This is a genomic window from Flavobacterium polysaccharolyticum (assembly GCF_038739875.1).
GTDB classification, from domain to species: domain Bacteria; phylum Bacteroidota; class Bacteroidia; order Flavobacteriales; family Flavobacteriaceae; genus Flavobacterium; species Flavobacterium polysaccharolyticum.
In genome coordinates this window covers 38,685-58,179 of sequence record NZ_JBCGDP010000020.1, presented here as the reverse complement: position 1 = coordinate 58,179, position 19,495 = coordinate 38,685, and the positions used below count along the sequence as shown (strand labels likewise).

At 35.6% G+C, this 19,495-nt stretch carries 16 protein-coding genes; 5 read left to right on the top strand and 11 right to left on the bottom strand.

Annotated elements, in window-relative coordinates:
- The first annotated feature begins 17 nt into the window (after positions 1-17).
- The 3 genes from WFZ86_RS16845 to WFZ86_RS16835 are packed head-to-tail and all read left to right on the top strand — an operon-like array spanning position 18 to position 2,277.
- Positions 18-1,271, top strand: a complete 1,254-nt coding sequence (locus WFZ86_RS16845) for a dihydroorotase (RefSeq protein WP_342693014.1) — start codon at positions 18-20, stop codon at positions 1,269-1,271.
- A 21-nt stretch (positions 1,272-1,292) separates the two neighbouring features.
- Positions 1,293-1,616: a DUF4870 domain-containing protein gene (locus WFZ86_RS16840; RefSeq protein WP_342693013.1), complete on the top strand. Its 324-nt coding sequence runs from the start codon at positions 1,293-1,295 to the stop codon at positions 1,614-1,616.
- A gap of 19 nt (positions 1,617-1,635) precedes the next feature.
- Complete coding sequence (locus tag WFZ86_RS16835; RefSeq protein WP_342693012.1) at positions 1,636-2,277, top strand: alpha/beta hydrolase; 642 nt, start codon at positions 1,636-1,638, stop codon at positions 2,275-2,277.
- A 51-nt stretch (positions 2,278-2,328) separates the two neighbouring features.
- Here WFZ86_RS16835 and WFZ86_RS16830 read toward each other — a convergent pair whose 3' ends face one another.
- Genes WFZ86_RS16830 through WFZ86_RS16820 form a run of 3 tightly spaced genes read right to left on the bottom strand, consistent with a single transcriptional unit; the run spans position 2,329 to position 4,096 of the window.
- A complete protein-coding gene (locus WFZ86_RS16830) occupies positions 2,329-2,796 on the bottom strand; it encodes a GNAT family N-acetyltransferase (RefSeq protein WP_342693011.1) in 468 nt (155 codons plus the stop codon).
- Between the two features lie 20 nt (positions 2,797-2,816).
- Positions 2,817-3,317: a hypothetical protein gene (locus WFZ86_RS16825; RefSeq protein ID WP_342693010.1), complete on the bottom strand. Its 501-nt coding sequence runs from the start codon at positions 3,315-3,317 to the stop codon at positions 2,817-2,819.
- Between the two features lie 14 nt (positions 3,318-3,331).
- Positions 3,332-4,096: an MBL fold metallo-hydrolase gene (locus tag WFZ86_RS16820; protein WP_342693009.1), complete on the bottom strand. Its 765-nt coding sequence runs from the start codon at positions 4,094-4,096 to the stop codon at positions 3,332-3,334.
- Positions 4,097-4,193: 97 nt separating this feature from the next.
- Between WFZ86_RS16820 and WFZ86_RS16815 the strand changes: the two genes are divergently transcribed.
- Complete coding sequence (locus WFZ86_RS16815; RefSeq protein WP_342693008.1) at positions 4,194-5,651, top strand: TonB-dependent receptor; 1,458 nt, start codon at positions 4,194-4,196, stop codon at positions 5,649-5,651.
- Positions 5,652-5,747: 96 nt separating this feature from the next.
- Here the strand turns inward: WFZ86_RS16815 and bcp are convergent, their stop codons facing one another.
- Positions 5,748-6,200, bottom strand: a complete 453-nt coding sequence (gene bcp, locus WFZ86_RS16810; protein ID WP_342693007.1) for a thioredoxin-dependent thiol peroxidase — start codon at positions 6,198-6,200, stop codon at positions 5,748-5,750.
- 262 nt (positions 6,201-6,462) lie between these two features.
- Here bcp and WFZ86_RS16805 point away from each other — a divergent pair, with 262 nt between their 5' ends.
- Complete coding sequence (locus WFZ86_RS16805; RefSeq protein ID WP_342693006.1) at positions 6,463-7,116, top strand: endonuclease III domain-containing protein; 654 nt, start codon at positions 6,463-6,465, stop codon at positions 7,114-7,116.
- Positions 7,117-7,433: 317 nt separating this feature from the next.
- On the opposite strand, the gene WFZ86_RS16800 is transcribed toward WFZ86_RS16805, so the two are convergent.
- The 7 genes from WFZ86_RS16800 to WFZ86_RS16770 all read right to left on the bottom strand — a co-directional run bounded on the left by WFZ86_RS16800 (position 7,434) and on the right by WFZ86_RS16770 (position 19,437).
- Complete coding sequence (locus WFZ86_RS16800) at positions 7,434-8,018, bottom strand: RNA polymerase sigma factor (protein WP_342693005.1); 585 nt, start codon at positions 8,016-8,018, stop codon at positions 7,434-7,436.
- A 272-nt stretch (positions 8,019-8,290) separates the two neighbouring features.
- Positions 8,291-9,049: a glycoside hydrolase family 16 protein gene (locus WFZ86_RS16795; RefSeq protein ID WP_342693004.1), complete on the bottom strand. Its 759-nt coding sequence runs from the start codon at positions 9,047-9,049 to the stop codon at positions 8,291-8,293.
- Between the two features lie 210 nt (positions 9,050-9,259).
- Positions 9,260-11,554 (bottom strand): beta-glucosidase BglX, encoded by a 2,295-nt coding sequence (bglX, locus tag WFZ86_RS16790; RefSeq protein ID WP_342693003.1) that lies wholly within the window; start codon positions 11,552-11,554, stop codon positions 9,260-9,262.
- A 65-nt stretch (positions 11,555-11,619) separates the two neighbouring features.
- On the bottom strand, positions 11,620-13,254 hold the full coding sequence (locus WFZ86_RS16785; protein WP_342693002.1) for a glycoside hydrolase family 16 protein: 1,635 nt from the start codon (positions 13,252-13,254) through the stop codon (positions 11,620-11,622).
- Positions 13,255-13,266: 12 nt separating this feature from the next.
- Complete coding sequence (locus tag WFZ86_RS16780) at positions 13,267-14,889, bottom strand: carbohydrate binding domain-containing protein (RefSeq protein ID WP_342693001.1); 1,623 nt, start codon at positions 14,887-14,889, stop codon at positions 13,267-13,269.
- Between the two features lie 13 nt (positions 14,890-14,902).
- Positions 14,903-16,381, bottom strand: coding sequence for a RagB/SusD family nutrient uptake outer membrane protein (locus tag WFZ86_RS16775; protein ID WP_342693000.1), 1,479 nt, complete (start codon positions 16,379-16,381; stop codon positions 14,903-14,905).
- An 11-nt stretch (positions 16,382-16,392) separates the two neighbouring features.
- Positions 16,393-19,437 (bottom strand): SusC/RagA family TonB-linked outer membrane protein, encoded by a 3,045-nt coding sequence (locus WFZ86_RS16770; protein WP_342692999.1) that lies wholly within the window; start codon positions 19,435-19,437, stop codon positions 16,393-16,395.
- Positions 19,438-19,495 lie beyond the last annotated feature (58 nt).

The window sequence follows — 19,495 nt, the reverse complement described above, 5'->3', positions numbered from 1 at the left end:
ACTTATCTTCTATACCAATGAAAATTCTCCTTAGAGCAGCTACAATCATCGATTCTAAAAGTCCTTTTCACAATCAAACTATGGATATTCTAATCCATGACGGATACATCAAAAAAATAGGAATTGAACTATCAACAGATGAAGCCCAAGAAATTCAATTACCGCAATTACAAGTTTCATCAGGTTGGTTTGACAGCAGCGTATCCTTAGGAGAACCTGGTTTTGAAGATCGAGAAACCATTAGTAATGGATTAATCGTAGCTGCAAAAAGTGGATTCACAGCTATTGCGCTTCAGCCCAATTCTCATCCTGTTATTGACAATCAAGGACAGATTAATTTTGTTCTAAACAAAGCTCAACAAACGGTAACCAAACTCTACCCTATTGGTGCATTAACAGTAGGTAGCGAAGGAAAAGACATGGCAGAGCTTTTTGATATGAAAAAAGCTGGCGCTATTGCGTTTGGTGACTACAATAAAAGCTTGGACAATGCTAACTTATTAAAAATAGCTTTGCAATATGTACAAGATTTTGATGGACTAGTTATTGCTTTTGCCCAAGACGAAAAAATTAAAGGAAACGGTGTGGCCAACGAAGGCTTAGCCTCTACCCGATTAGGGCTAAAAGGCATTCCTGCTCTAGCCGAAGAATTACAAATAGCTAGAAACTTATTTTTATTAGAGTATACAGGAGGTAAATTGCATATTCCAACCATTTCAACACAAAAATCAGTTGCGTTACTAAAAGAAGCAAAAGCCAAAGGTTTACAAGTAAGCTGTAGTGTTAGCGTACATCATTTAGTATTAAACGAAGATCAATTGGATGGTTTTGATACTCGATATAAAGTAACACCACCGCTAAGAAGCGAATCGGATAGAAAAGCGTTACTAGAAGGAATTCTCGATGGAACAATTGATATGATTACAACTGATCATAATCCTATAGATATTGAACATAAAAAAATGGAATTTGACGGAGCTAAAAACGGTACTATTGGATTAGAAAGTGCCTTTGGAGCGTTGTCTACTGTTTTGCCAACAGCCGTAATCATCGAAAAATTAACCGCTGGAAAAATAACTTTTGGAATTCCGTCCCACTCCATCAACGAAGGAGAACCAGCTAATTTGACTCTTTTTACTACCGAAGGAGAAAGTGTTTTCACCAAAGAAAACATACTAACAAAATCTAAAAACTCAGCTTTTCTAGGACAAAAATTACAAGGAAAAGTGTATGGTTGTATCAACCAAGATCAAATGATTTTGAATCAATAATTATCCTAAATCACAACTAAAATGAATACATCAGACAACGGAAAGAATATCGCCATTGTAAGTTATCTTACCATTATTGGCGCCATTATTGCAATTTTTATGAACTCTGAAAAGAAAAATTCCTTTGCGGCTTTTCACATTCGTCAAGCGTTAGGGATTTTTGTTTCTTTCTTTTTAATTGGCTATTTCATTGGCTATTTTGATAGCTGGATGATATCGTCCGCCTTTTATGTTTTTTATTTTATCCTATGGATTTATGGCTTTGTAGCAGCATTACAAGGAGAGGCCAAACTTATTCCGCTTTTGGGAGAACAGTTTCAAAAGATTTTTAAAAACATAGAATAACATACATCAAATACATTTCATGAATTTATCCTTAGAGTACAAGATAAGAGAGCCTAAAGTTGTTTTAGCAGAAAATCCCGTATTGATTTTATTACACGGTTACGGCAGTAATGAAGCAGATTTATTCTCTTTTGCATCAGAATTGCCCGATCATTACTATATCATTTCTGCTAGAGCTCCTTATGATTTACAATACGGAAGTTATGCTTGGTATGCCATCAATTTTGATGCTGATCAAAACAAATTTTCGGATAACGATCAAGCTCGTGAATCTCGTGATCACATTGCAAGCTTTATTGACGAATTACTTCAAAATTACCCTATCAACAAAGAAGAAGTAACGCTTATTGGTTTTAGCCAAGGAGCTATTTTGAGTTATGCTGTAGCACTTTCTTATCCTGAAAAAGTAAAACAGATTGTTGCGATGAGCGGTTATTTGAATCCTGATATCATAGCTGAAGATTACTTAAAAAACAGTCTACATTCGTTGCGTATTTTTGCATCTCATGGCACAGTAGATCAAGTGATTCCTGTAGAATGGGCCAGAAAAACAGCTCCTTTTATCGAAAAATTAGGCGTTGCTATAACCTATAAAGAATACCCTATCGGACATGGTGTTTCTCCACAAAATTTTTATGACTTCAAAAATTGGTTGAAATAAACGAATAGTAGCACTTTCAAGTACCCAAAAAAAGCGGCTTTAATCAAACATTTAGAGCTGCTTTTTCATTACCGTTTCTACAAAAGGAACTCCCAAATAATCAATTGCAAGTTCTTCTACTATCTGCCATCCAAATTTTAGGTAAAAATCAACTCCAACTGGTGACGATGCTAAATAAATTTCAAAATGTCCGATGGCCAGTGCTTCCTTTTCAATATAACTTAACAACTTTGACCCAATTCCTTTCTTTGCATAATCAACATGGGTGTAGAAACCTATAATATAATCGTGATCTAAAGCAATTGTTCCTACTATTTTGGCCTCTAGTTTAGCACAAAACATTTGCTGTCTTAGGATTTTTTGTTGAATGGTTTCAATTGAATAATACCTTTTGAATATACTCCATTGCGCGTCAGAATAATGCGGTTTTAAATAAAATGTAGCATTATTTATAATCAAATCGCTAATTTCAGCAGCGTCATCTAAGGTTGCTCTTTCGATTATAAGAGTTGAATTCATCGATAAGAAATGTATAGAAATTATTTTTGATACAATAAAGATTGACTCACTTCAAAAGAAATCGTTTCGTCAGTATTAACGAAGTATTTTATAAGAACTTCTCCCCAATATTCGCCATCGCTAAAATCAGCAATAATCCATCGGTGATTCAAAATTTTGATTTTGTTAATTACAAATTTATTTGGTCCAATTGGATCTTGTCCTGTGTAAGGATTTCCTTTGGGATTGTTATTAAAATCTAATAATTTCTCAGTTACAACAGGAATTAATTTTTCGATTAAAATCGTTTTATCTGGGTTAGTCGCCTCAAAATAATTTTGTGCATTTTCATTTTTACCTAATGAAAAATAATTGGCATCATCCAATTTCAGTTCCACTTTTTTGATACTATCTCTAAGTTTGGTAGTGACTTTAATGAATTTTTCTTGCTCGAATTTTACTTCTTTATTCAAAAACATATAAGTATAAATATTGAATAAAACAGCCAATATAAAACCATAAAGTAGGAGTGATTTTTTCATTTTAAAATATTAAATTAAAGGGTAATAATTAAATTATCATAGGCCAAAAACACGTTTTCTGGCAATTGTTTTTGAACCTCTTCATGAAACCCTAGCAAATGACTAATATGTGTCAAATATGTCTTTTTAGGTTGTACTAAAGCGATAAAATCTAGTGCTTCTTGAAGATTAAAATGAGTGTTATGAGGTGTGATTCGTAAAGCATTCAAGACCAAAACGTCTAGATTTTTCAATTTTTCTACTTCTTCAGTCGCTACCGTTTTCACATCCGTCAAATAGGCAAAATCATCAACTCGGTATCCAAAAACCTGCAAATCGCCGTGCATTACATCAATAGGAATAACCGTTTTACCCCCCAACACAAAAGGTTGATTATTAATAACCTCAATAGTTTTTACAGAAGGAGCACCAGGATACCTGTTTTCGGTTTCAAAAACGTAATCAAAACGTTTTTTTAAATTTTCGATTACGCGTTGATGGGCATAAATAGGCATTTCGCCTTGTCTAAAATTAAACGGACGAATATCGTCTAAACCAGCAGTATGGTCAGAATGTTCATGAGTAAATAAAATTCCGTCTACTTTTTGACAATCCGATGCCAACATCTGCTGTCTAAAATCGGGACCGCAATCGATAACGTAAGAATGGTCTCCCCATGATATCCATAGTGAAACACGAAGTCTTTTATCCTTATAATCAGTGCTTTTACAAACAGGATGGGTACTCCCAATGATTGGAATTCCTTGAGAAGTGCCAGTACCTAAAAAATAGATGTTCAAAAGAGTGTTATTTTTTTACAAAAATAGAATTATTTATGATTCATTTCGAAATCGAATTAATTAACTTTGTCACAAAACACCACTATTTAGATTCAAAATGGATACAAAAAAAATCAAACTTAAGGGAGACAAAGTCATTGAGCAAATTCCATCGATAAAAGATAAAGCACTTCGAATAAATCTCAACGAAAATATTTACGGAACATTTGCTGAAATTGGTGCAGGACAAGAAACGGTGAGACATTTTTTTAGAGCAGGAGGTTCTTCTGGAACGATTGCAAAAGCAATGTCGGCTTATGATAAAGATTTTAGTGATGCGGTTTACGGAATCGAAGGAGATGGACGATATGTAACCGAAAGTCGTCTCAAAAAAATGTTGACTTTTGAAGGAGAATTGATTGAAGAACGTTTGAGTCGAGTAAAACACCCAAATAAATTATTTTTTAGCTACGCCAATACGGTAGCAACCATCGATTTTGCAAAACAATTCAAAGGCCACGGTTGGGTGGGAATACGCTACCAATTAGATCCTGAGGAAGCCTATAACGAAATCATCCTTCACATTCGTTTTAAAGAAACCGATTCCCGTTTGCAACAAGAAACTCTGGGAGTATTAGGTGTTAACTTAATCTATGGTGCTTTTTATAAATACAACGACCCTAAGAAATTATTACGTTACTTATATGATCACTTAGATAAAGATCAATTAGAGATTGATACCATCAACTTTTCTGGACCTCGATTTGCAGAAGTTGATAACCGATTGATGAGTTTACAATTGGTAAAAAACGGAATGACCGATGCTGTAATGTTCAATCCAGAAGGAAAAAACATTTTACCAGCAGCCATTTTATACAAAAAAAATATTTTAGCTTTTAGAGGTAGTTTCCGTCCAGTTACCAAAGTAAATATGGATATGTATGAAAACTCCATAAAAATGTTCTTAGAGGAAAACAAAGTAGAGAAAGAAAACACTCAAGTTATTTTTGAAATTACTTTATCGAATTTACGCTCAGATGGTGAGATTGACGAGAGAGATTTCATGGATAGAGCCGAGTTGCTATGTTCTTTGGGTCAAACTGTAATGATTTCTAATTTCCAAGAGTATTACAAAGTGGTAGAATATTTTGCTAATTACACCAAAGCCCGTATGGGATTAGCGATGGGAGTTAACAACTTGGTTGATATTTTCGACGAGAAATACTACCGTCATTTGAGTGGTGGAATACTTGAAGCTTTTGGTAAATTATTCTATCGCGATATGAAAGTATTCTTGTATCCAATGCTTGGTGAAGAAAAAGAAGTAATTACTTCTGAAAATCTTAAAGTACACCCAAGAATGAAAGAATTGTACAAGTTCTTTAAATTCAACGGAAAAGTAGTAGATATTACAGACTACGACCCAACTATCTTAGAAGTATTCTCTAGAGAAGTACTCAAAATGATTAGCCAAGGAAAACCAGGCTGGGAACCTATGTTACCTTCTGGTGTGGCAGAAATCATCAAAAAACAACGCTTATTTGGTTACGATCCCGACAAAGTATTACAAGCTTAATAAACAACAAAAGCCAAGTTTTAGACTTGGCTTTTGTTATTATTCTATTGATTAATATACTTTTCTAACATTAGTAAATTATACCTAATAGAATAATTATTTCAAAATCTGTGACGCGTGTACTTTTGTTTTTACGTCGGTGATTACTTCTTCAATAATTCCTTTTTCATCGATGACAAAAGTAGTTCGGTGAATGCCATCGTATTCTTTTCCCATAAACTTTTTAGGCCCCCAAACACCGAAGGCTTGAATCACTACTTTGTCTTCGTCTGCTAATAATGGAAATGGAAATTCGTATTTGTCTTTAAATTTAGCTTGCGCTTTGGCACTATCAGCACTAACACCAAGTAACGCATAGTTTTGCGCTTCAAATCGGGCGTAATTGTCTCTCAAATCACAAGCCTCGGCAGTGCAACCTGGCGTGCTCGCTTTTGGATAGAAAAAAACGACTAGTTTCTTTCCGGCATAGTCTGCTAATTGATGTGTTTTTCCGTCTTGATCAACTCCTGAAAATGATGGAGCTTGATCTCCTTTTTGTAATGTGGTCATATTTTGATGTTAATGAATTAAAGTTTATGGTTTATGGTTTGTTTTAACTATTCGTAATCGTTAAAGGAACGCGTTATGCCCCAGATGGTAGTGGAAAGCCCGGACTGAAAAACTGTTTTTTTTCTTGATAAAAAAGAGCGACCAACGGAAGCTCCTTTTTTATCTTAGAAAAATACAGTTTTGAAGGAGGACTTGTAACGTACAGCTGGATTAGGCACATTATAAAAAATAGGCTATTTTTACCTTTTATAAAAGTAGTAAAATGACCAAACAGGAGCGCGTAACATTTGTTATAAATACGTTAAAAGAATTATATCCAACGATTCCGATTCCCTTAGATCATAAGGATCCGTACACTTTATTGGTTGCTGTTTTGCTCTCGGCTCAGTGCACAGATGTTCGGGTAAACCAAATTACACCACTGTTGTTTGCCAAAGCGGACAATCCGTATGATATGGTGAAATTATCGGTAGAGGAAATTAAAGAAATCATTCGCCCTTGTGGTTTGTCGCCAATGAAATCGAAGGGGATTTATGGCTTGTCTGAGATTTTAATTGAAAAGCATAATGGTCAGGTGCCACAGAGTTTTGAAGCACTAGAGGAATTACCTGCTGTGGGACACAAAACGGCTAGTGTGGTGATGTCGCAAGCTTTTGGCGTACCTGCTTTTCCGGTAGATACTCACATTCACCGCCTGATGTACCGATGGAATTTGACCAACGGAAAGAATGTCGTTCAGACTGAGAAAGATGCCAAGCGCTTATTTCCTGAGGACATTTGGAACGATTTACACCTTCAAATTATTTGGTATGGTCGAGAATATTCACCTGCGAGAGGTTGGGATCTAGAAAAAGATATTATTACCAAAACCATTGGCCGAAAATCTGTTATTGACGACTATTACAAGAGGAAGTAAAAAACTCCATCACAATAATCTAACAAAAACAAAAAAGCCCAAAATCGAGAATGATTTTGGGCTTGTCTTTTTAGTGAAGTACTAAAAAAAGTGCTGATGCAATTCCTAATTGGATACAATTTCAAAGCTGTTAGTCTTTGTTTTTAAGACGGTTAATGCTTTGGAATAATTCAAAAGAAAAGAAACTACTTCTTTTTTGGGTTTTGATTCTTTTGAAATCGCATTCTTTTTAGAGTAAATTTTGGCCATATACTTTGAATAGATTAGTGATTAGACTGTGTTATTCAAAGTAAAACGATAAAGTTTACTATTTAGTATCAATTTGTTAAAATAATCTGATGTTTGTCGATAACTTTTCTCAAATTAAGCAATGCATAGCGCATTCTTCCTAAAGCTGTATTAATGCTAACCCCTGTAATTTCTGAAATTTCCTTAAAACTCATGTCTTGATACATACGCATCATCAACACTTCTTTTTGATCATCGGGCAATTCGTGTATTATACGACGCAGATCGATTTCCACTTGGGAAGCGATCAATTGGTTTTCAATAGTTAGTGAATCATCAGACATTACAGAGAAAATGGAAAACTCTTCGGTTTCTCTATAGAGTGGCATTTTTTTGTTTTTTCTAAAATGGTCAATAATGAGATTATGCGCAATACGCATTACCCAAGGTAAAAACTTGCCTTCTTCGTTATAAGAAGTAGATTTTAAGGTACGGATTACTTTGATGAATGTATCTTGAAAAATATCATTCGCAACATCACGATCTGCAATTTTAGAATAAATGAAGCCAAAGATTTTGGATTCGTGGCGTTTGATTAATAGTTCTAGTGCTTTCTCGTTACCAGAAACATACTCTTGAACTAAATACGCGTCGGTGAATTGTGTAGCAGCCATAGTCATACCTTTTAGTTTTGATTTTAAATTTGGGGAAATTCTCTAAAAAGTAGTTTTGAGCTATAGGCTTTATTGGTTTTGGTTAGTTAATGGTCAAATTTAACAATTTTTTATCTTAATAAACAAATAAAAAGTAGAAAAATTAAGAATAATCGTTAAGCAAATACAAGAAAAAAGCCTGAATTCTTAAAAAATAAGATCAGGCTTTCCTCATTCAGCATTCTTGAATATAATTTATTTTTGGGGCAAAAGCTATGGACTTAAAAAATGTTCTATTGATATACTCTGATGTAATCAATATAAAAATAATCCGGTAGTGCCGCATCGTCTACAATTTGCCCACCAAAATTACCTCCTATCGCCAAATTGGCAAGGAAATAAAACGGTTGATTGTACGGCCAAGTATTTTCGTTTTTTTCTGTAGGTTGAAAAGTATAAGTTAATTGATTGTCTACATAAAAAGCAATTTTGTCCTTATCCCAATCAATAGCATACAAATGAAAGCCTTTTTCGATATCTTGAATGGTAGTTTTTTTGGTATTTATGGTATTTCCGTGACTGTCTTGTGTATGCAACGAATTGAAAATAACATGAGGTTCACGGCCTATGTATTCTAAAATATCAATTTCACCGCATTTTGGCCATCCTGCTTCTTTAAAATTTGAACCTAACATCCAGAAGGCTGGCCATAAACCATTAGCCACAGGTAATTTGGCTCTGATCTCAAATCGTCCGTATTGGAACTCTTTTTTGCTTTTGGTATTGATTCTAGTTGAAGTGTATTTATTGCCTTCTTTTTTGGCTTTAATCACCAATTTTCCCTTCTCAATCGCGTGATTTGAATCGGTGTACAATTGTCGTTCGTTGTTTCCCCAACCACAATTAGGACACCCATCGCCAATTTCAATATTCCATGCTTTTTCGTCTAAGGTCTTTCCGTTAAAATTTTCTTCCCAGACTAGTTTTCGTTGCGTTTGCTGAGCAAAACCACAACTTACTACTCCTACTATTAGAATTATATACTTTTTCATCCCTAAAAATTAATTCGTTATTTTTTTACCTAGAAAAGAGCAAATCATATAAATATAAAGTATTGATTTAAACTTGTATTTCTATTTTTTTTCAGGTATCCTCTCAAGAGAGTATACGTTCGAAGTAAATAAAAACACCATTAAAAATTAATTCATCTTGCAGCAGTAATGAAAATGAAATACAAGTTAAACCAACTACTAATTACTTTTTTATTGGGCAAATTGAAAATCTGCCTGCAATGTTTGTGTTGAGCTTCCGCCTACAAATACTTTGAAATCGCCAGTTTCAGCTTCCCATTTTGAATTCGCAGTATAGAATTCGATTGTTTTTTCATCAATCGCAAAAACTACTTTTTTGGACTCATTGGGTTGTAATTCTATCATTTCAAACCCTTTCAATTCTAAAACAGGTCGAGTTACACTAGCAAATAAATCTCTGATATACATTTGAACCACTTCTTTACCAGCGACTTTACCAGAATTAGTAACCGTAACTGAAACTTCAATTTTACCATTCGTTGTAAATGAAGGAGACGATAATTTCAAATCTGAATAATCAAATTTGGAATAGCTCAATCCGTAACCAAACGGGTATAGAGGTGCATTTTTCTCATCAATATAATGCGACCAAAAAACACTTTCAGGCTCGTTTGAAGATGGTCTTCCTGTATTTTTATGATTATAATAAATAGGAACTTGAGCTACATTTCTAGGAAACGTCATAGGTAATTTTCCACTAGGATTGTAATCACCATACAAGACTTGTGCAATTGCGTTTCCGCTTTGTGTTCCTAATTGCCAAGCCTCAACAATCGCAGAAATATGTTCGTCAGCCCAAGGCAAAGCCAACGGACGTCCATTAGTTAGTACTAAAACAATTTTTGGATTTACCGCATAAACCGCCTCAAGCAATTCTTGTTGCACGCCCGGCAAACCAATATCAGTTCTACTACGTCCTTCTCCAGATTGCAAACCGTGTTCTCCAAGAACCATTACCACAACATCCGCATTTTTGGCTGCTGCAATCGCCTCTTCAAAACCACTCTTGTCTGTAGTATTGATTTTGGTTTCAAAAACAAATTTAGGTTCACCCAAAGCTACATCAGCGCCTTTGGCATACGTCAACTGATTGTCTTTATATGCTTGTAATCCTTCTAAAACAGAAACAGCGGTATTGTCATCGGCCGCAATACGCCAACTGCCCAATGGACTTGTTTTATCCGCCGCAAGTGCTCCGATTAACGCTATTTTTTGACCTGATTTATTAAGGGGTAAAATCTCATCTTTGTTCTTTAACAATACAATTGATTTTTTGGCCATTTCTAAAACCTGTTGATGAAATTCTGCTTTCCCAACAGTAGCTTTTTCATATTCCTCGTTGCAATATTTATAAGGATTATCAAATAAACCTAAAACAAATTTGGTTCTGAGGATACGTTTTACAGCTTCATCGATGGTGCTTTCTTTGACTTTTCCTTCGCGAACTAGCTGAACCAAATGCTCAACATAAGCACTAGATTCCATATCCATATCAGAACCCGCATTGATAGCCAACTCGGCAGCGTGTTTTAAATCTTTTGCATAGCCGTGCGCTTGCATTTCCATAATTGACCCCCAATCAGACACCATAAAACCTTGAAATCCCCAATCTCCTTTTAGGATTTTTCGTTGCAAATAGGCGTTACCTGTTGCAGGAATTCCATCCAATTCGTTGAAAGAATTCATAAAGGTTCTTACGCCAGCATCGACCGCAGCCTTAAAAGGTGGAAAAACTATATTTTGTAACGTAGATTCACCAATATCGACCGTGTTATAATCTCTACCTGCTTCGGCAAAAGCATAACCAGCGAAATGTTTAGCACAAGCTAAAATGTTTTTATTGCTACTAAAATCACCTTGAAAACCAACTACTCTAGCTTTGGCAATCAAACTTCCTAAATAAGGATCTTCGCCAGCACCTTCCATTACTCTACCCCAACGCGCATCGCGTGAAATATCTACCATTGGCGCAAACGTCCAATTGATTCCTACAGCCCCAGCTTCTTCGGCTGCCATAGCTGCCGATTGCTGAATGGCTTGTAAGTCCCAACTTGCCGATTCAGCCAACGGAATTGGACTTATAGTCTTATAGCCGTGAATTACGTCAAAACCAAATAGCAAAGGAATACCCAAACGAGTTTGTTCTACGGCAATTTTTTGTAGCGTTCGGACTTCTTTTACTCCTTTTACATTAAGCATCGAACCTACTAATCCTTTCTTTAAATCTTCGTATTTTTTAGCGGCTTGTCCTTCTTTTGGCGAAGGACCAGTTACATCCCAAAAACCATTGTATTGGTTTAACTGTCCAACTTTTTCCTCCAAAGTCATTTTCTTTAATAAAGAAGTAACTTTTTTATCTAAACTAACTGCCGAAGTAACGGATTTAGTTTGAGCAGTTATAGAACCAAGGTTTAGACCTGCAATAACTAAGGCTATTAGGAGTTGTTTTTTCGTTGTTAGTATCATAAGCTCGCTGTTAAAAAATAGAAGATTGATTTACAATCAATCTTCTATTGGTATTATTTTTTTAATTATTGGTACACTCTAATGTAATCCACTTCCATGGTAGATTGTGTAAATGCTGGGTCAATTGTTCCTCCAAAATTTCCACCCATAGCCACATTCATTATCAAGAAAAAATCTTTATTAAACGGAACAGTGCTGTTATTTGCAAATGAATGAAATAATTTATCATCTACATAAAACTTTATAGACGATGGTGTCCAAATAGTTTTGTACACATGGAACTCTGTAGAAGCATTGACAATTGTAGTATTACCAGTGTTTCCATTGCCTCCTGAATTTCCAGGGTAATGCAACGTTCCATGAATTACATTTGGAGCATTACCTACATGTTCCATAAAATCAATTTCTCCACAAGCAGGCCAAGAATTTGTTTTATAATCTTGCCCTAAAGACCAAACGGCAGGCCATGTTCCGCCACCAGCAGGCAATTTAGCTCTAAATTCAATTTTCCCATAGGTGAATTCATATTTGTCCTCAGATTTTAAACGTGATGAAGTATAGGTAGATCCTTCTTTTTTAGCAGTAATTTTCAATACTCCCCCTTGAACAACAACATTTGAGGCGCTGTTAGTATAGGTTTGAGATTCATTATTACCCCAACCGCCAGCTCCTAAATCAAAGCCCCATTTGGTTGCATCAGGAGCTCCATCTGTATTGAATTCATCAGACCAAACTAAATTAGTATAATCTGTTGGTCCTGAAGATTGTCCAGGAGGTGTAGTTGTAAAAGTATGATACCAAGCTAAGAAAGCATTGCCTCCCATTACCGCTCTAACTACCATACGATTATCAGTAATAGAAATAATTTCATAAGAACTGGTACCAATGTAATACCCCATAAATCCATTGTCTGAGAAATTCATAACTGTACCACGAGTTTGCGTATTAGCGTTTGGATTTTTACTAACAAATGATTCCGATGGACTCAAAATAACTGTTTTTTGTCCGCTAGTGTCTAAAGCTCTACAGTCATCATTACCGCCTCCAATAAAAGCAGCATTATAATAGGTTTGCCCTTGATTATCCAAATTGAATTTCAATTGATCTCCTACAACAGAGAAAGTCATCACGCTATTGTACAAACAAGTAGATGCTTTTTCATTAGCTGCAGCACCATAGAACGATGGATAATAGTTTTGAGTTCCAAATTGAGCATCCGTGTGTGAAGTATTAGGCCCTACACCCAAATGACCTGCCTCTGATTGTGACCAATACCATTTTTTAGAAGAACCACCTGTTAAAAACTTAACTGCTTCTTCATCTTTGAAATTACTAAATACAGTAACCTCAACAGTGGTATTAGTTGTGATTCCACCTTTTCCACTTGCCAAAACAGTTACGGTATAAGTATTTGTTCCCGGTTTTGCAAAGCCTTTTTCAAAAATACCACTTGGGGCATTTTGAGAAGTTCCATCACTAAAAATGTATTTGTAAGAAATCGCATTATCAGCAGTGGCTGTAAAAAGCACTTTCCCTGATCCGTCTCCATTAGGAGCCGTAGCAGTCTTGCCAACAATATCTACTTTTACTGCTAAATTTGTAGGAGCATCCAAAGAGCCGAACTCTACATTATCGTCCTGACAATTTACCATAAGTAGCAGTAAAAAGGCAGCTGTTATATATTTTATAATATTTTTCATTTTTGAATAGTTTTAGTTGGATTGTTTGATATCATCAAAGTAATAAGTAGCACCCGTTCCATTCACACCAAAATCAGGGAATAAAATTACTCTGTCGTATTTATTGGACGTGCTAAATGCACCGAAAGAGGTAAGATCAAACGTTAGTACTTGCCATGAATTTGCAACCGTAGTAGTCCCTTCAACCTCAACAAAAATTGTTGGATTTCCGTTACCATCTTTAGGAGAAGTAGAATCTTCCATCTTGAATAAAATCTTAGCACCAACTTTAGGCGACCAAACGGTCACTTTTACTTTGGTTCCTTTTGTGAAATCTACTTTTGAATCAAGATTTAAACTAGCTCCAGCCCATACTTGAGCTCCAGAAGGCTTATCGATTTTAACTACTTTGTTGGATACATTTGCTCCTGTTTTATCAGGATTGTTAACTACAGAAGCTGGAATCGCTCCAAAATCTGAAGCTCCAAACCCACTCCAACCATAAGTTATATTAGCTTCAAAATCGATTGGCATTTGAATAGTTTGTGTTGGTGCTTTATAGAAATAAATATTATCTATAAACACTGAGCCTTTTGCCCATGGCGTTCCAACAAATTTCAATTGAAAAATATCTGCTACCGCCAATCCTTGGCTTGTAAATGCTGAAATTGGAATGTCAATACTAGTCCACTGATTAGCTACAAGATCTTTTACTACTGGTTTTTCACCATTGGTTTTACTAATCAATGAGGTTTCAATTTTTTCCAAATCAGCTGTCCAAACATCCATATGAATGTACTCCATTCCCGAAACATCGATAGTAGTTCCATCAGCCAAAGCAATTCCTTGGTAACTCAAGTTGATATAGTTTAGCATTTTATCGCCATTCAAATCAAACTCTGCCCAACTACTACCTTGACCGCCTTGTCCCCAATCTGGGAAGAAATTTGTTCCTGCAACATTGGTGTATTTTGAACCGTAAAGAGAGATTACATCTCCAGCTTGTCTGTTAGGAGGTGTAGGTGCTGAGGCACTTGGTTTATTTACTACCGTAACTGTAAAGTCTGTTGAATATTCTGTAGTCTTTATAGCCGCACTTTTAGAAACCACTCGGATTTTATAAACTCCTGCAGCTTGGTACGTATATGAAACCGATTCGCCATTGTTAACCGAAATAGGATCTGGTTTACCAGGCTCTCCAAAATACACATCATAAAACAAAGCAAAATCTGCCGTCGCTTTTATCGTAACTTTTTTAGAAACCGTCAAATCATTTTCGATAGTAACCACAAGGTTTTCTGGTGCTCTAAAAGCCACTACTACTTTTTGGATTACTTCGGTTCTTTTTCCGTCAATGGTGGTTCCAACAATTTTGGCATCGTATACTCCTTCTTTATAAGTATGATCAACTGTTCCGCCAGGTAATACATAACTAGGTTGTGTAGTCCCATCACCGTAAAAAATTTCATAACGGGTAACCCCTTCCCCTCTTGGCAAGAAGGTTACCTTTCCTGTATTATCCTGTGTAACTGTTGTTAAAGCAGATATGTTACTAGGAGCATTGACACTACTAACATCAATTAGGTCATTTTCGTTAGTACAACTTACTATTAAAATAAGTGCTAACATGCTTAGTATATAAACTATTTTTTTCATCGTTTTTTATATTTTAGTATCCAGGGTTTTGTTGCCAATTTCCGTTTGAAAATTGAATTTCTTCAATAGGTAAAGGGAATAATTCGTTTTTAGCAGCAGTAAATCCTGGGATTTTTCCAGCTGCTTTACCAGTTCTAACCAAGTCAAAGAAACGATGTCCTTCACCCAAAAGTTCTACTCTTCTTTCTGCCAAAACAAAATCTGTCAAAGCTGCTCCAGAAGCTGTAATGTCGTGATTAGTATCTCCAAAAGCACGACGACGTACTTGATTCAAATACAATCTAGCTTTATTATCATCAATTCCACCACGGCTATTGGCTTCAGCAGCCATCAACAACACATCGGCATAACGAATGGCTCTGTAGTTGTTAGGATTGGTCAAATTCAAATCTCCAGCTGCATTCGCACTTCTTTTTCTAGGTAAATATTTTCTGTTGAAATACCCTGTGTGTTCGTTTCCTTTGCCAAAAGTAGCGCTAGTACTAGTGGCCCAAGCTTCGATGTCTAAAATAGCAACATCTTTTCTTCGGTCACCAATTTCGAAAGACTCTGCTGCTTCTTTGGTAGGTATATTAAAACTAAATCCAGGAGAAAAAACACTACCTGAATAGTTTCTAATACCGTTAAAACCTACTGCCACATTCCCTTCACTACATTGCAAACATCCAAATCCAGCTCCTTCAATATCTGTATATTGAACTTCAAAAACAGATTCTGCATTGTTTTCACCAGCTTCTTCAAAAATAGAATTATAATCTGTAACCAATGAATAAGTATTAGAGGTAATAACACTCTCTAAAGCAGTTGCTGCTTGCGTGAATTTATTTTGATACAAATATGCTTTTCCAAGTAAGGCCAAAGCAGCACCTTTGGTAGCGCGCCCTTTTTGAGAAGGAACAGCGGCCAAATTGCCCGAAGCAAAAATCAAATCCGATTCGATAGAAGCATATACTTCTTGGATTGTAGCTCTTTTGATTGTTTTTTCATCACCAATTTTGAAGCGAGCATCACCTTTCATTGGGATTCCTCCAAACCATTTAACCAATTCAAATTGGTAGTAAGCACGTAAGAAACGAGCCTCTGCAATGATCTGATTTTTTCCTGAAAAATCAGTTTTGTCTTTGAATTCCAAAATATAATTGGCTCTTTGAACCCCAGCAAACATCCAGTTCCATAAATCACGTAAATTACTATTCACGGGAGTATGAATCATATCGTCTATTTGTTGAAAACCAATCACATCAGTTGGACTTTCTCCACCGGCAAGTGTGTTATCTGAGGCAATTTCGCCCAACAAAACATTCACATATGATGATTGTAATAAATCGTAAGCGGCTACAAGTGCTTTGTCATAATCGTCTTTAGAATTAAAATAATTTTCTGAGTCGATAGAGTAAGCAGGAGAACGATCTACAAATTCATCCGAACAAGAGGTAACGGTAAGTGTAGTAACAAATACGGTTGCTATCGTTAAAAAAAAATACTTTTTCATTGTAATTGCAATTAAAAATTAATGTTTAGTCCAAACAAATAAGTTCTTGGAATAGGATAAAATCCATAGTCAATTCCACCTCCAATAGGCGCTCCATTTGAAGCTCCCGGATCGTAACCTTTGTATTTAGTAAACGTGTATAAGTTGTTTACCCCTGTATATATTCTGAATTTTGATACACCTATTTTTTCAGAAACGGTTGGACTCAAAGTGTATCCTAGTTGAACATTTTGTATTCTTATATAAGAAGCATCTTCTACAAAATAATCTGAGAATACATTATTTGAGGTAGCTCCTGTAGTCACTCTTGGCGTTGAATTAGTGGAGCCTTCTCCTGTCCAACGATCCAATACATAATTCAAGCGGTTGGCATCGGTCAATGTTCTTTCGTAATTACGAACCATATCATTTCCTACTGAAGCAAAAGTATACACTGCTAAATCAAGATTTTTGTAGTTTACTTGCATATTGAAACCCATCGTAGCTTCTGGAATTGGATCACCAATATTGGTTCTATCATTAGCATTGATAATACCATCACCATTGACATCAACATATCTAATATCACCAGGAGCAGCATTCGCTCCTAAAGCAATTTGAGAGGGATGGGCATCGATTTCGGCTTGATTTTGAAAAATTCCATCTGTTTTGTACCCAAAGAAATATCCAATTGGTTTTCCAACTTCCATTCTTGAAGGAGCAGGTTGCCCTACGCCAAAAGATCCTCCTTCAATAAATCCTGTTCCGTTATCAACAGCTAAAACTTCATTTTCAAGGAAAGTCACATTGTATCCTAAACTCAATGATAAATCATTAGTAAACGTATGTTTGAAATCCATCGAAAATTCAACTCCTGAATTTCGTACTGTACCTGCATTCAAGGTTGGCGCTCCAGCTCCAGGTGCCGCAATTCCATTAATACCCGAAACAGGGATGTTTGGGATTAATAAGTCTTTACGAGTATCGATGAAGTAGTCTGTAATTATAGAAAGTTTGTTGTCAAATAGTTTTAAATCTAAACCTACGTCAAATTTTCTAGCTTCTTCCCATTTCAAATTTGGATTCGGAATTTGACCATTAGCCGTTCCGTTTACCAAAACTCCATTAAACACATAAGTAGCTTCACCTCCTAATAGGCCAACATAACCATTGTTTGGAATTTGGTCATTCCCTAAAGTACCATAACTAGCTCTTAATTTCATAAAATTAAGCGTTTTGGGTTCTCCATAAAAAGGCTCATCTGAAACAATCCAACCTGCGGTAAATGATGGAAAATATCCTACTCTGTTCGTAGGTCCAAATTTAGTAGAAGCATCACGTCTTAACATGGCCGATAATAAGTATCTTCCTTTGAAATCGTATTGTAGTCTACCAAAGTAAGACAATCGTCTTTCGTCATACACATAAGAACTATTAGTTTTAGCATCAAGCGTTCCAGTAGTCAATGAAATATCCGCGAACTCCCAAGAATTATTTGGTACATCATAACCTGTAGCAAAAAGGCCATTACCCCATTCCTTGAAAATAGTATTCCCTATGGTCCCCACAAAACTGTGGTCTTCTCCAATTTTTTTGGTATACGTTCCAAAAATATCAAACGAGTAATTATTGTCATTTACGGCACCTTGTGTTACAGAGCTACGTTGAACATCAAAAACTTTACCTCCATAATTTACTTGTTTAGCAAAATTTTTGGATTCACTATTAGATGTATTAAAACCAATAGTACTGGAAAGTACAAAACCATCAAACAATTTATAATCTAATCCGAAATTACCATTCAATTTCTTAAAGTTATAATCGTTGTAAGTATTCTCTATTTGTGCCAATGGGTTAATAATTTCAGTACCTAAACCTGTTGTGCTTGGCACTAAAGTAAAGTTACCATTAGCATCATAAGGTTGTAAGGTAGCGGGAGTATTCAAAGCATTAAAAAGTACCGAACCTAATCCATTCTCATTTAAAGCTTTTCTATTAAAATAAGTATAGATAACATTGGTTTTTAATTTTAATTTATCACTCAGGTCTGCATTTAAAGCTACTCTAGCAGTGTTTCTTAAAAACCCAGATTTATCAGTACCAACAATCCCTTCTTGGTCTAAGTGAGAACCACTGACAGCATATGTCATTTTCTCAGATCCCCCTGAAATGGAGATATCGTGATTAATGATTGGAACTCCTGTACTGAATACTTCTTTTTGCCAATTGGTTCCTTTTCCTAAACCTATAACATTGGGATAAGGAATAGTTTGACCTCCATTAGCATAACTTTCGTTCAATAACAAAGCATACTCTGTAGCATTTAGCGTAGGTAAAGTTCTTGTGGTTTCTTGAAAGCCAACATAAGTATTGAAATTGATTTTTGTTTTTGCATTCTTCTTCCCAGTTTTAGTAGTAATCAAAATTACCCCGTTGGCACCAATGGTTCCATAGATAGCCGCTTGAGCATCTTTCAAAACAGTAATGGTTTCGATATCATTAGGATTGAGCAGTCCTAATTCACCAACATAACCGTCAATAATTGTGGTAGGTCTATTTTCACCATTAGTAGCGATACCACGTATACGGATGTCTAAAGCAGCACCTGGCGAACCTGACTGAGTCGTAACATTTACTCCAGAAACTGTTCCTTGAAGTGCTTGTTCAACTTTTATTGGCTTGATTACATCCAAAGCTTTGGCATCTAGAACCGAAACAGCTCCTGTTACCTCTCTTTTCTTCTGACTACCGTAACCAATAACTACAATTTCTTTAAGTTGACTGGCTTCTTCTTCCATTTTTACAACCAATGATTCACTCCCTTTAATAGTGACTTGAGTGTCTAAATAACCAACATAACTAAAAACGAGTACAGCATTGGTTGGCACCTTGCTTAACTTAAAACTTCCATCAAAGTCTGTTGAAGCACTTTGTGTTCCATTTTTTACCCTCACATTTACACCTGGAAGTGAGGTGCCGGATTTGGTATCGATTACCTTTCCATTGATTTCATTCGTTTGTGCATATCCTAAAGAGGCTAGCAAAATGAATGCAATTACTACTAGTTTAGATTTCATAACATTTTGGTTTTGTATTGAATTCTAAAATTACTACAACTACAACGTAATAGTAAAA